This window comes from Rhodococcus sp. DMU1 (assembly GCF_012272955.1).
In the GTDB taxonomy this organism is placed as follows: domain Bacteria; phylum Actinomycetota; class Actinomycetes; order Mycobacteriales; family Mycobacteriaceae; genus Rhodococcus; species Rhodococcus aetherivorans.
Genome location: NZ_CP050952.1, coordinates 479155 through 491406 on the forward strand (window position 1 = coordinate 479155; position 12252 = coordinate 491406).

The following is a 12252-nucleotide window of genomic DNA, read 5'->3' on the forward strand; positions in this document are numbered from 1 at the left end:
CGGCTCGGGCACGGCGTCCTGGGCATTCCGAAGCGGATCGATGCCGCGCACTTGCCGGTCTGAGCAGATGAGCGCCCGGAGCCGGGAAGAGCGCGAGCTCCCCGGCCTTTCGGCTTTTTCACCCGCGGCTCAGGCACCCTTCTTTGCCGTGTCGCGCTGGGCGAAGAACTGCTCGACCGCGCGGGCGTGGTCACCCGAGGCGAAGCACTCCTTTTCCACCGACAGCGCCAGGTCGAGCACAGTATGGGCGGTGTCGCGCAGGACCGCGTTGAGGACCTGCTTGGTGCCCTGGATGGCCCGAGTGTGCCCATTGGCCACCCGCTGCGCGAATGCGTGCGCGGCGTCGAGAAGTTCCTCGGGGTCGACGACGTGGTTGACCAGGCCGATCCGCTCGGCCTCGACGGCGTCGATCTTGTCGCCGGTGAGGAAGTACTCCTTGGTCCTGGCCATGCCGACCAGCCAGGGCCAGACGATCGCACCGCCGTCGCCGGCGACGACGCCCACGTTGACGTGGGGATCGGCGATGACGGCGGTGCGCGAGGCATAGGTGACGTCGCAGAGCAGGGCAATGGTTGCGCCCAGACCGATCGCCGGACCGTTGATGGCGGCGATGATCGGCTGCGGCACCTCGAGCAGGTCTACGACGATCGAGCGTGCGTCGAGGAAGAAGTCGTCGAGCTCCTGGCCCGCCGACATCCGCGGCCCCTTGAGGTTGCCGCCGGCGGAGAAGGCCTTCCCGTTGCCCGTCAGGACAACGGCACGTACCGAGGTGTCGCGACGCAGCTCGCGCCACAGCCGGATCAGGTCGCGATGGGTGGCGTGGTTGATCGCGTTGAAGTCGTCGGGCCGGTTGATGCGGACCTCGAGGACCGCGCCGTGCCGGGTGGCGACAAGGTTGTCGAACGCGTAGTGGTGAAGCTTGTCCATGGCAGTGTTCTCCTTGTCGGTCGGGTTCAGAGGCGCTCGAGGATCGTGGCGTTGGCCATGCCGCCGCCCTCGCACATCGACTGGAGCCCGTAGCGGATGTTGTGGTCGACCATGTGGTGCACCATCGTGGTCATGAGCCGGGCGCCGGAGCCGCCGATCGGGTGACCGATGGCCATCGCGCCGCCGTTCGGGTTCATCAGCTCGTACGACGCCCCGGTCTCGCGCTGCCACGCGAGGGTGACGGGCGCGAAGGCCTCGTTGATCTCGAAGACACCGATGTCGTCGATGCTCAGGCCGGCCTTTGCCAGCGCACGACGGGTGGCGGGAATCGGGCCCTTGAGCATGGTGATCGGATCGGTGCCCGCGACCACAGCGGTGTGGATGCGCACGAGCGGACGCCAGCCGCGCTGCTTCGCGATCTCGCTGGTCGTGATGAGCAGCGCCGCCGAGCCGTCGGAGATCTGCGAAGCGTTGCCGGCGGTGATGACGCCGTCCTCCCCGAAGGCGGGCCTGAGTGCAGCGAGCTTCTCGAGCGTGGAGCCGCGGCGGACGCCCTCGTCGGTGTCGAAGAGCCGCGTCGTGCCGTCCTCGTCGAGGACCTCGACCGGAGCGATCTGGTTCTTGAATCGTCCCTCGTCGATCGCTCGCGCGGCCCGAGCGTGGGAGTCGAGCGCGTGCTGGTCGAGGTCGGTGCGGGTGAGGCCGTATTCGTCGGCGATCATCTGCGCCCCGACGCCCTGGTGGAAGCGGACGCCGTTGTAGCGCTTCAGCACCGAGGGGCCGAACGGCTCGCCGAACGAGCCGTCGCCGAGCGCCGCCTGTGCCGGCACGGCGCTCATGATCTCGACGCCACCGGCCACCGCGATGTCGTACTGTCCCGCGATGACGCCGGCCGCGGCTTGGTGCACGGCCTGTTGCGACGAGCCGCACTGGCGCTCGACCGTCACGGCCGGGACCGACTCGGGCCACCCTGCCGCGAGCACCGAGGCGCGGCCGATGCCTCCGCTCTGCATGCCGATCGGGATCGCACAACCCCAGACCACGTCGTCCACGAGTTCGGGCTCGAGCCCTGTGCGCTCGGTCAGCGCGTCGAGGACATGGGCGGACAGATCCGCCGCGTGCTGTCGGGAGAGCGAGCCGTTGCGCCTCCCGACCGGCGTCCGGACGGCCTCGACGATGACCGCGTCGCGCATCATCGGGCACCCGCATCGACGGTGACGCACTGACCGGAGACGTAGTTCATCTCCTGCAGGCACAGGGCGTAGATCGCACCGGCCGCCTCTTCGGGCGTGCCCGGGCGGCCGAGCGGACTGGTCTTCTTCACAGAGTCCATCGCGGCCTGGCTGACGCCGACCCGCATCTTGCGGCCCTCGATCTCGACCACCGTGTCCTCACTGGCGACGGCCTCGGTCATCCGGGTCAGGATGAATCCGAAGGCGACGGCGTTGACGTTGACCTTGTAGCGGCCCCACTCCTTGGCAAGGGTCTTGGTCAAGCCGATGACGCCGGACTTGGCGGCGGCGTAGTTGGCCTGGCCCACGTTGCCGAAGACCCCGGAGACCGACGAGACATTGACGACCTTGCGGTGGTAGTCGGTCGGGTTCGACTTGATGTACGGCGCGGCCGCCCGCAGGATCTTGAACGGCGCAGTCAGGTGCATCTCGATGACGCCGTCCCACTGTTCGTCGGTCATCCGCTGGATGACGTTGTCCCTGATATAGCCAGCGTTGTTGACGATGATGTCGAGTCCGCCGAAGCTCTCGATCGCCGTGTCGACGAAGCGCTGGGCGAAGTCGGGCGCGGTAACCGAGCCGACGCATGCGACGGCCTGGCCGCCCGCGCCGATGATGTCTTCGACGGTCTCCTTGGCGGGCGCCTCGTCCAGGTCGTTGACGACGATCTTCGCACCCTCGGCGGCAAGCTTGAGTGCGACGGCGCGACCGATACCGCGACCGGAGCCGGTGACGAGCGCGACCTTGTCCTGCAGTGTGGGCATGTCAGTTCTTCCTTGCGGGGAGTGGTATCTGGGGAATTCAGGCGAGCCGCACAACGGCCGCGCCGCGCAGCGTGACGGTCCCGTCGGGCAGGGCCACCGTGAGATGGAGGTGGGCCACGCCGTCCTCGACCTTGGTGATCGTGCCGGTGCACGTCGGCTCGCTGTTGACCGGGGTGATCGCGCTGAAGCGGACTTCGAAGGAGACGATCTGCTCCTGGGGCCAGTGGTCGGTGAGCAGCCGGCCGAGATAGGCCATCGACAGCATCCCGTGGGCGAAGACGTCGTCGATGCCGACGGCGCGGCAGGCGTCGATGTCGATGTGCACCGGGTTGTGGTCTCCGGACGCGCCTGCGTAGAGGGCGAGCGTGGTGCGGGTGATCCGCGGGCACGCGAGGGTCAGTTCCTGGCCGGGGGCGAGGTGGGTGGTCGGGGAGGTCATGACGCCGCCTTGGGGTCACGCACGACGATCGTGCTGGTGAGCGTTGCGACCGGTTCGCCGGCGCGGCTGACGTGGGTGTTGCGGACGATGAACTGCAGCGCACCGCCCTTCTTGCTCGACACGTCGGCGACCTCGGTCCAATAGGTCAGCACGTCGCCGGCGTGAGCGGGAGCGTGGTAGGTGAACTTCTGGCCGCCGTGGAGGATCGTGCGCACGTCGACGCCGAGGTTCGCGAGGAAGACGTGTCTGTTCGGGTTGTCCATCTCCAGGCAGAAGAAGAACGTCGGTGGGATCGGGAGATCCGGGTGGCCTGCTGCCTTCGCGGCGCTCAGGTCTGTGTAGACCGGGTCGCTCTGGGCCGTCGCTTCGGCGAAGAAGCGGAGCCGTCCACGCTCGGCGGACGTGGTGAACTCCTCGGTGCGGGAGCCGACGATGGAGCGGTCGATGATCTTCATGTCAGGAGAGCCTTTCGAGGATCGTCACGACGCCGGCCGTGCCGAGGCCCAGATTGTGCTGCAGGCCGAGTCGGGCACCCGGCACCTGCCGGTCGCCGGCGGAACCGCGCAACTGCCAAGTGATCTCGGCGATCTGGGCCAGGCCGGTCGCGCCGAGGGGATGGCCCTTGGAGAGCAGCCCACCGGACGGGTTGGTGACCACCCGGCCGCCGTAGGTGTTGTCACCGTCCGCAATGAACTTCGCGGCACCACCGGGCTCGCAGAGGCCGAGCCCCTCATAGGTGAGTATCTCGTTGATGGTGAAGCAGTCGTGCAGCTCCACGACGTCGATGTCGGCGGGGTCGACACCGGCCTCGGCGTAGACGCGGTCGGCGGTACGGCGGGTCACGCCCGACCCCACGAGAGCGATCGCGCTCGGACTGTCGAAGAGGCCCTCGTCGTCGGACTCCAGCGCCTGCGCTGTGATCGCGACCCGAGCATCGAGCCCGTGCTTGCGGGCGAACTCCTCGGTGCACACGACCGCGGCAGCCGCGCCGGAGGTGGGCGGGCAGCACTGCAACCGCGTCAGCGTGCCGGCGACCGTGGGGGAGGAGAGCACGTCCTCGGGGGTGATCGGGTCACGGAAGACGGCGCGGGGGTTGGTGCGTGCGTGCGTGCGTGCCTTGACGGCGACGGCGGCCAGGGTCTCGACGGTGGAGTCGGTGGTGTCGAGGTACTCCTGTGCTGCGGCCGCGAAGTACTGCGGTGTCATCGGCAGCGCGGGGTCGACAGGGTAGACGTCCTCGAGGGCGGACATGAACGCCGACAGCGGAGCAGGCCGATCGTTCCACTTGGCGGTGAGCGCGCCCGGGGGCATCTGCTCGAAGCCGATTGTGAGCGCACACTCGGTTGCGCCGTTGGCGACCGCCTGGCGGGCGAGCCACAGCGCCGAGGATCCGGACGCGCAGTTGTTGTTGACGTTGAGCACTGGGATTCGGGTCATGCCGAGCTGGTAGACGACTCGCTGACCAGAAGTCGAGTCGCCGTACACATATCCGGCGTAGACCTGGCCGACCTGGTCGTAACTCAGCCCCGCGTCTTCGAGGGCCGCAGCTGCAGCAGCGGCGCCTATTTCGTCGTATTTGGCGCCAGCGCTGGGTTTGGTGAAAGGAACCATGCCCACGCCGGCGATGAGGACTCGAGAGTTCATCAGTCTCCTTCTCTAACGTAGATTCACTTTCCAGTACGGTTCGCATACTGTCAAGCGAGGTCGGGGATGGGTCGGGCGACGTGGCTCCCGAGTCCGGCCGGCCGAGTTTCGATTTCGAGGGGCGGTCTTGACATTGACACCATGAAGTGAACTATCGTTTGACTAGACATGGGAGATGACGACGGCGGGTCGTCAGTGACGAGAAGAGGGGGTGCCGTGACCGAACAGGTTGTCCGGACGAAGGTGGTCGCGTCGGCTCCGATAGACAGCCCCGATGCGAACGAAGTCGTCGCGGTCGGTACGCCGCTGGCCGACCTCGTCGCGGTTCGGCCGCATGGCACGGACATCTTCCACGGCTTCGGTCACGCGGGTGCTCCCCAGCGGGTGATGGGGGGACAGGTTGCCGCCCAGGCGCTTGCGGCCGCGGGCGCGACCGTCGACGCTGGTCGTGTCGCCCACTCGCTGCACGGCTACTTCCTGCGCGAGGGCCGGCCGGACCGGGTCATCGAGTACCACGTCGGCCGCAGCCGCGACGGCCGCAGCTACAGCGCGCGCCAGGTTGCCGCAGTCCAGGACGGCGCCGAGATCTTCGTGCTGACCGCCTCGTTCGTCCGGCCTGGAGCCGGCCCCGAGCGGCAACTGGTCGCACCCGTCGTACCCGCGCCCGACACCGCCCCCGACGTGTACGACGTGTGGAGCGCGCTGCACCCCGAGGCGCACGCCCAGGCGGTGTACGCCGGCGCGGTCGAGGTACGGATCGTGCCGCGACCGGCCGGGCCCACCGCGCCGGAGGCCGACGGCACCGTCCGCCAGGACGTCTGGCTGCGGTCGCGTGGCCCCCTCCCGGACGACCCACTCGTCCACGCCTGCGCGCTGACGTACCTCGCCGATGCCACGCTCGCGCAGTCTTCGGCGATCGAGCACGAGGTGATGTACCCCCTGCGTCGCGAGCACGGCCGGGTGGGATTGGCGTCGATCGACCACGCGGTCTGGTTCCACCGGCCGCTGCGTGCCGACGACTGGCTGCTGCTGCGTCAGACGAGCACCAGCATCGCGTCTTGTCGGGGGTTCAACCAGGGCACGTTCTGGAGTCCGGACGGGACCATGGTCGCCAGTGCTACTCAGGAGTCGGTGGTCAGGCTTCTTCCCGACAGTAATGACGAAAGGTGAATCAACGCATGGGACAACTCGACGGCCGAGTCGCAATCGTGACCGGCGCAGGTGGCGGCATCGGCCGTGAGCACGCGCTCCTCATGGCGCAGGAGGGGGCGCGGATCGTCGTCAACGACCTGTCCGACCCGGCCGACGTCGTGGCGGAGATCATCGCCGCCGGAGGCGAGGCGGTCGGCGTTGCCGGCAGCGTGGCAGAGATGGCGACCGGGGAGCGGCTGGTCGAGGCCGCGGTCCACGCATTCGGAGACCTGCACGCGATTGTGAACAATGCGGGTATCGTCCGCGACGCGATGGTCTGGAACATGTCCGAGGAGGACTTCGACCTCGTCGTCGACGTCCACCTCAAGGGCGCATTCTCGGTGACCCGGGCGGCGGCACGGCACTGGCGCGCGGAGGGCAAGGCGGGCCGTTCGGCCGACCGCTCGATCGTCAACACCACGTCGGCCGCGGGTCTGCACGGCAACGTCGGCCAGTGGAACTACGCTGCGGCCAAGGCGGGTCTCGCTGCGCAAGTGTTGCTCGCGGTCGCCGAGCTCGGCCGGTACGGCGTTCGCGCCAACGCGATCTCGCCCGCTGCCCGGACCGCGATGGTCACCTCCTCGCCCGGCCTCGCCGCGGCGGTCGCCGCACCCGAGGACGAGGACGCGTTCGACAAGTTCCACCCGCGCAACACCTCTTCGCTGGTCGCCTACCTCACGAAGGCCGACTGTCCCTTCACCGGGCAGATCTTCTCCGTCACCGGCGGGCATGTCGGTCTCTACCAAGGTTTCTCGCTCGGGCACGTTGTCAACGCTGACCACGGCTGGAGCGTCGCCGAGCTCGCCGAGGTGATGGAGAATCCTTCGTTCCCGCGCGCGTTGGACGTCGAACGACCGAAGATCATGAGCTGAAGGGACTGACCCCATGTACCTCACCCACGCCCTGCACCGCGCGGTCCGCTACTGGGGCGATGACATTCTGACCGTCGACGCCGACCGTGCGTTCACCTCGACGCAGTCGGCCAAGAGGGTCGCCCGGCTCGCGGGCGCGCTGCGAACACTCGGCGTCGGTGACAACGACCGGGTCTCGATTGTCGCGCTCAACTCCGACCGGCACCACGAGGTGTTCTTCGCGAGCTGGTGGGCGGGTGCGGTACCGAGCCCGCTCAACACGCGCTGGTCCGCCACCGAGATCACCTACGCGCTCAACGACTCGGGCACCAAGGTCGTCTTCGTCGACGAGGCGTTCGCCGCTATGGTCCCGGTGCTGCGCGAGCAGGTGCCCGGCCTCGAAGCGATCGTGTACGTCGGCCGCGGCGAGGCGCCTCAGGGCACGCTGGTCCACGACGAGCTGATCGAGGGGGCCGAGCCGATTGCGGACGCGCACCGGTCGGGCGACGACCTCGCGTTCATCCTTTACACCGGCGGCACTACGGGCCACGCCAAGGGCGTGATGATCACCCATCGCTCGTTTCTCACCGGTCTGCTCAGCTACCAGATGTCCGGGGCGGCGGTCCGTGCGGGGGGCGTCACCATGCTGACCGGTCCGCTCTTCCACATCGGGGCTCTGCTGGGGTGGTACTCGCAGCAGCTGCTCGGTGGCAAGCTCGTCTTTGTGCCGACGTTCTCGCCCGAGAACGCGATGCGCACGATCCAGGAGCACCGGGTCACCGGCTGTGCGCTGGTGCCGACGATGATCCAGCGGATCTGCGAGCATCCCGACTTCGCGTCGTACGACCTCAGCAGCCTGGAGTTCATCGGGTACGGCGCCTCCGGGACCCCCGACAGCCTGCTCGAACTGGTCATGAAGAACCTTCCGCAGACCCAGCTCGTCCACGTCTACGGCATGACCGAGGCCGGGTGCCTCACCATGCTCAACGGGCCCGACCACCGGGCCGGCCGCAAGCTCGGGTCGGTCGGACGAGCGACCCCGATCGTCGAGCTCGACGTCGTGGACCCGGACGGGAACCCGGTGCCGCCGGGCACGGTCGGCCAGATCGTCACCCGGGGCGGACACCTGATGATCGGTTACTGGAACAAGCCCGACGAAACCGCCGCCGCGTTCAAGGACGGCTGGTTCCAAACCGGCGACGGCGGCTATCTCGACGAGGACGGCTATCTCTGGATCGCGGACCGGCTCAAGGACATGATCATCACCGGCGGCGAGAACGTGTACTCCGCCGAGGTCGAGAACGTGCTCGCCGACCATCCCGCCGTCGCTTCGTGCGCCGTGATCGGAATCCCCGACCCGGACTGGGGCGAGCGGGTGCACGCCGTCCTGGTGCTGCGCCCTGGGCACACGACCTCGATCGAGGAGGTCCGGGCCTTCGTCAAGGAGCGGATCGCCAGCTACAAGGCGCCACGCAGCATGTCGATCATCGGCGAGATGCCGATGAGCGGCGTCGGCAAGATCCTCAAGCGCGAGCTGCGCGCCACCATCGCGGCCGACTGAGCCGAACGACCCAGGAGAACTTCAGGTGCAACGCAAGATCTACGACGCCGACCACGAGGCGTTTCGTGTCATGATCCGCGACTTCATCGCGGCCGAGTTGTCGCCCTACTACATGGAGTGGGAACACGATCACATCGTGCCGCGGGACTTCTTCCGCAAACTGGGCGCGATCGGGGTCACCGGCTTCGGCATCCCCGAGGTGTACGGCGGCCCGGGGGAGGTGAGCTTCAAGTATCAGGCGATCATTTCCGAGGAGAATGCCCGCGCGAGCGTGCACATGGGCCACTACGGACTGAGCACCGGCATGGTGTTGCCGTACCTGCTGACCCTCGCCACCGACGAGCAGAAGCAGCGGTGGTTGCCGGGCATCGCGTCGGGCGACATCCTGCTGTGCATCGCCATGACCGAGCCGGGCACAGGCTCCGATCTCGCCGGCATCCGCACATCCGCACGGCTCTCCGACGACGGGCGCCACTACGTGCTCAATGGCGCGAAGACGTTCATCTCCGGCGCCCGCAACTCCGAATTGTGCGTCGTCGTGGCCCGCACCGCGGCGCCGAGCGAGACCGACCGCCGCAACGGACTGAGTCTGCTCGTGGTGCCCACCGACAGCGAGGGCTTCGAGTTCGGCCGCAACCTCGACAAGATCGGGCTCAAGTCCAGTGACACCAACGAGCTGTCGTTCGCCGACGTGCACGTCCCGGTCGAGAACCTCCTCGGTGAGGAGGGCATGGCCTTCAGTTACCTGGGGCAGAACCTGCCGCGGGAGAGGCTCATCGTCGGGGTCGACGCCGTGTCTCGCGCGCGCGCCGCCGTGGAGATGACGCGCGCCTACGTCCAGGAACGCAAGGTGTTCGGCAAGCCGGTGGCGGCCTTCCAGAACACCAAGTTCGTGCTCGCCGAGTGCGACGTCGAGGTCGAGACGAGCCAGGCGTTGGTCGACCGCGGCATCGAACTCGAGGACGCGCACGAGCTCACCCCTGCCGATGCGGCACGCATCAAGCTGCAGACCACGGAGATGGCCGGTCGGGTGGTCGACAAGTGTCTCCAGCTTCACGGCGGTTACGGCTACATGCGGGAGTACGCCATCGCCCGTATGTTCACCGACCTGCGGGTCAACCGCATCTACGGCGGATCCACCGAGGTCATGAAGACCATCATCGCGAAGGACATGGGCCTCTAGGCCCGGAGGGAAACCCATGACCGACACCGTTCTGTTCACGATCGAGGGCGGCATCGCCACTATCGCGATGAACCGTCCCGAGCGCCGCAATTCCTTCACCATCGAGATGGCCGACGGGCTGCTCGACGCCCTCGAGCGCTCCGAGGTGGACCCGTCCGTCCGGGTCGTCGTGCTCACCAGCGCTGGGGACCACTTCTGCGTGGGTCGTGACAACTCCGACACCGACCCGGCGCCGTACCCCCCAGGAGATCACCTCTTCGGCCGGGCCGGCCTGATGCGCTATACCCGCCTGATCACCCAGCTACACGACATGAACACTCCCGTGATCGCGGAGGTCAAAGGCGGCTGCGCCGGCGCGGGTATGTCGCTCGCCCTCAACGCCGACCTGCGGTACGTCGCGACCACGACCGTGATGAGCACGGCCTTCGTCAACGTCGCCTTCGGCGGCGACCTCGGCGGGCCGTGGCAGCTCTCCCGGCTGCTCGGCTCCGCCAAGGCCGCCGAGCTGCTGCTGCTGTCGCCGAAGATCCGCGGCGCGGAGATCGTCGAGTGGGGACTGGCCAACGAAGTGCTCCCGCCTGAACACCTTTCGGCACGGGTGCGCGAGATCGCCGCCCAGATCGCCGCGAAGTCGCCGCGCGGGCTGACCGCCGTACGGCGGAACCTCAAGGCCGCCGCGACCATGTCGCTCGGCGACTACCTGCCGCTCGAGGCGGAGCAGTTCGCGACCTGCCTGGCGTCTCCGGACGCCGAGGAGGCACGGCTGGCGTTCGTCGAGAAGCGCGCTCCGAAGTTCGCGAGCTGAGCCGATGAACTGCGATCCCGCCGCCTCCCGCGGCCCGCTCACCGGCGTCCGGGTCCTCGAACTGGGCGGCATCGGTCCCGCGCCCTTCGCCGGCATGCTGCTCGGCGACATGGGGGCCGAGGTGATCCGCGTCGACCGTCCCGGCGAGGCCGGCCGGAACAACCCGTTCCCGGTGCTGCACCGTAATCGGCGTTCGATCACGGTCGACCTCAAGGACCGGCGCGGCGCCGGACTCGTGCTGGATCTCGCCCGCGGCGTCGATGCGGTCATCGAGGGCTTTCGCCCCGGGGTGGCCGAGCGGCTGGGTCTCGGGCCGGACAACCTGTTCGCCTGCAACCCCGCGCTCGTCTACGGCCGCATGACAGGCTGGGGGCAGGACGGACCGCTGGCCCAGGAGCCCGGTCACGACATCAACTTCATCGCGCTCACCGGCGTGCTCGAGGCGATCGGGACCCACGAGGAGCCGTTGCCGCCGCTCAACCTGGTCGGCGACATGGGTGGTGGGATGTTCCTGGCGCTCGGCGTGCTCGGCGCCGTGATGAACGCCCGCGCCGGCGGCTGCGGCCAGGTCGTCGACGCCGCCATGTGCGACGGCAGCGCCACGATGATGGCGATGGTGTACGACTTCTGGAACGCGGGCCGGTGGAACGTCGAGCGCGGTACCAACGGCATCGACGGCGGCAGCCCCTGCTACGGCGTCTACCGCTGTGTCGACGACCGCCACGTCGCCCTCGGCATCGGGGACGAGCGCTCCTACGCCGCGTTGCTCGACGTCCTCGGCCTCGCCGAGGACCCGACCTTCGCCGACCGGCAGGACAGTGCCGAGTGGCCGCGGATGCGCAAGACCCTCGCCGCCCTGTTCGCCCAGCGCGAGCGCGACACGTGGGCGCAGCTGTTCGCTGGTCGCGGCGCAAGCTTCTCGCCCGTCCTCGACCTGGTCGAGGCGCCCCACCACCCGCACAATCAGGCGCGCCAGACCTTCCTCGTAGGTCCTGGAGGGACCATCGAGCCGGCGCCGACGCCGCGGTTCTCCGGCACGCCGTTGCCGCGCCCGATCGCTGCCCCGGTCCTCGGTGCCGACACCGACGCGGTGCTTGTGGCCGCGGGTGTCCTACCGGAGCGGATCGACGAACTGCGGGCCGCCGGTGTCGTCGCCTGAGCTCACCGCGGTACGGGGGACGTCCGTCCCCGTCGCAGTCCGGTACGACGATCTGGGTTCGACCGGCCATGTCGACAACGTCGCGTCGATGCGGATCATCGAAGAGGCGCGGCACACGTTCCTCGGACACCCGGTGACGCCGCACGCCCCAGGCGGGCTGCTCGACCTGGTGCCGAGCCACATTCAGCACCTGGTGCGCCGGCAGGACATCGAGTACCGCGACGAACTCTGGTACCAAGCCGAGCCGTTCCTCGTCGACGTGTGGGTGTCCGCGGTCGGCACGACGTCCTTCCGCCTCGGTAGCGCGATCCGCACCTCGGCCGACGCCGAGCCGGCGGTGACCGCCGAGGCGGTCATCGTGCTCGTCGACCTGGAGACCGGCAAACCGTGGCCGATCCCGTGTGAAATCGGCGGACAATTCACAGGTAGCGTCATTCCCCAGTAGCGACCGCCGTTGGCCTGGGGAGTGTTTCGAGAATGGCGCCGCAGCGAAGAT

General features: G+C 68.4%; 13 protein-coding genes. 7 read left to right on the forward strand and 6 right to left on the reverse strand.

Going from position 1 to position 12252, the window contains the following annotated elements; all coding sequences use genetic code 11:
- Positions 1-129 precede the first annotated feature (129 nt).
- From HFP48_RS02165 to HFP48_RS02190, 6 genes are read right to left on the reverse strand one after another with little or no spacing between them, the layout of a single operon-like run.
- Positions 130-927 (reverse strand): enoyl-CoA hydratase-related protein, encoded by a 798-nt coding sequence (locus HFP48_RS02165; protein ID WP_050034426.1) that lies wholly within the window; start codon positions 925-927, stop codon positions 130-132.
- A gap of 26 nt (positions 928-953) precedes the next feature.
- Complete coding sequence (locus HFP48_RS02170; RefSeq protein ID WP_050036245.1) at positions 954-2120, reverse strand: thiolase family protein; 1167 nt, start codon at positions 2118-2120, stop codon at positions 954-956.
- Positions 2120-2923: an SDR family oxidoreductase gene (locus tag HFP48_RS02175; RefSeq protein WP_050034427.1), complete on the reverse strand. Its 804-nt coding sequence runs from the start codon at positions 2921-2923 to the stop codon at positions 2120-2122. Before HFP48_RS02175 ends, HFP48_RS02170 begins: the two co-directional genes overlap by 1 nt.
- A 37-nt stretch (positions 2924-2960) precedes the next feature.
- Positions 2961-3362, reverse strand: coding sequence for a MaoC/PaaZ C-terminal domain-containing protein (locus HFP48_RS02180; protein WP_050034428.1), 402 nt, complete (start codon positions 3360-3362; stop codon positions 2961-2963).
- The gene (locus HFP48_RS02185) at positions 3359-3817 is read right to left on the reverse strand and encodes a MaoC family dehydratase N-terminal domain-containing protein (RefSeq protein ID WP_050034429.1); all 459 of its coding nucleotides are present in this window, start codon (positions 3815-3817) and stop codon (positions 3359-3361) included. Before HFP48_RS02185 ends, HFP48_RS02180 begins: the two co-directional genes overlap by 4 nt.
- A 1-nt stretch (position 3818) precedes the next feature.
- A complete protein-coding gene (locus HFP48_RS02190) occupies positions 3819-5006 on the reverse strand; it encodes a lipid-transfer protein (RefSeq protein ID WP_065923147.1) in 1188 nt (395 codons plus the stop codon).
- Positions 5007-5222: 216 nt separating this feature from the next.
- On the opposite strand from HFP48_RS02190, the gene HFP48_RS02195 reads away from it, so the two are divergent.
- The 7 genes from HFP48_RS02195 to HFP48_RS02225 are packed head-to-tail and all read left to right on the forward strand — an operon-like array spanning position 5223 to position 12201.
- Positions 5223-6176 (forward strand): acyl-CoA thioesterase domain-containing protein, encoded by a 954-nt coding sequence (locus HFP48_RS02195; protein ID WP_198163329.1) that lies wholly within the window; start codon positions 5223-5225, stop codon positions 6174-6176.
- A gap of 8 nt (positions 6177-6184) precedes the next feature.
- Positions 6185-7069 carry an SDR family NAD(P)-dependent oxidoreductase gene (locus HFP48_RS02200; RefSeq protein ID WP_050034432.1) on the forward strand — a complete coding sequence of 295 codons (885 nt, stop codon included), beginning with the start codon at positions 6185-6187 and terminating at the stop codon, positions 7067-7069.
- 13 nt (positions 7070-7082) lie between these two features.
- Complete coding sequence (locus HFP48_RS02205; protein ID WP_050034433.1) at positions 7083-8609, forward strand: long-chain fatty acid--CoA ligase; 1527 nt, start codon at positions 7083-7085, stop codon at positions 8607-8609.
- A 25-nt stretch (positions 8610-8634) separates the two neighbouring features.
- Positions 8635-9792: an acyl-CoA dehydrogenase family protein gene (locus HFP48_RS02210; protein WP_050034434.1), complete on the forward strand. Its 1158-nt coding sequence runs from the start codon at positions 8635-8637 to the stop codon at positions 9790-9792.
- Positions 9793-9808: 16 nt separating this feature from the next.
- Positions 9809-10597, forward strand: a complete 789-nt coding sequence (locus HFP48_RS02215) for an enoyl-CoA hydratase-related protein (RefSeq protein ID WP_050034435.1) — start codon at positions 9809-9811, stop codon at positions 10595-10597.
- A 4-nt stretch (positions 10598-10601) separates the two neighbouring features.
- Positions 10602-11756, forward strand: coding sequence for a CaiB/BaiF CoA-transferase family protein (locus HFP48_RS02220; protein ID WP_050034436.1), 1155 nt, complete (start codon positions 10602-10604; stop codon positions 11754-11756).
- A complete protein-coding gene (locus HFP48_RS02225) occupies positions 11743-12201 on the forward strand; it encodes a thioesterase family protein (RefSeq protein WP_065923146.1) in 459 nt (152 codons plus the stop codon). The genes HFP48_RS02220 and HFP48_RS02225 overlap by 14 nt, the downstream gene beginning before the upstream one ends.
- Positions 12202-12252: the final 51 nt, after the last annotated feature.

Bases quoted from the DNA above. Each gene is read 5' to 3' on its own strand.
- HFP48_RS02190 (WP_065923147.1), bottom strand. From the start codon at position 5,006: ATGAACTCTCGAGTCCTCATCGCCGGCGTGGGCATGGTTCCTTTCACC.
- HFP48_RS02220 (WP_050034436.1), top strand. From the start codon at position 10,602: ATGAACTGCGATCCCGCCGCCTCCCGCGGCCCGCTCACCGGCGTCCGG.
- HFP48_RS02180 (WP_050034428.1), bottom strand. From the start codon at position 3,362: ATGACCTCCCCGACCACCCACCTCGCCCCCGGCCAGGAACTGACCCTC.
- HFP48_RS02170 (WP_050036245.1), bottom strand. From the start codon at position 2,120: ATGCGCGACGCGGTCATCGTCGAGGCCGTCCGGACGCCGGTCGGGAGG.
- HFP48_RS02215 (WP_050034435.1), top strand. From the start codon at position 9,809: ATGACCGACACCGTTCTGTTCACGATCGAGGGCGGCATCGCCACTATC.
- HFP48_RS02175 (WP_050034427.1), bottom strand. From the start codon at position 2,923: ATGCCCACACTGCAGGACAAGGTCGCGCTCGTCACCGGCTCCGGTCGC.
- HFP48_RS02165 (WP_050034426.1), bottom strand. From the start codon at position 927: ATGGACAAGCTTCACCACTACGCGTTCGACAACCTTGTCGCCACCCGG.
- HFP48_RS02205 (WP_050034433.1), top strand. From the start codon at position 7,083: ATGTACCTCACCCACGCCCTGCACCGCGCGGTCCGCTACTGGGGCGAT.
- HFP48_RS02200 (WP_050034432.1), top strand. From the start codon at position 6,185: ATGGGACAACTCGACGGCCGAGTCGCAATCGTGACCGGCGCAGGTGGC.
- HFP48_RS02185 (WP_050034429.1), bottom strand. From the start codon at position 3,817: ATGAAGATCATCGACCGCTCCATCGTCGGCTCCCGCACCGAGGAGTTC.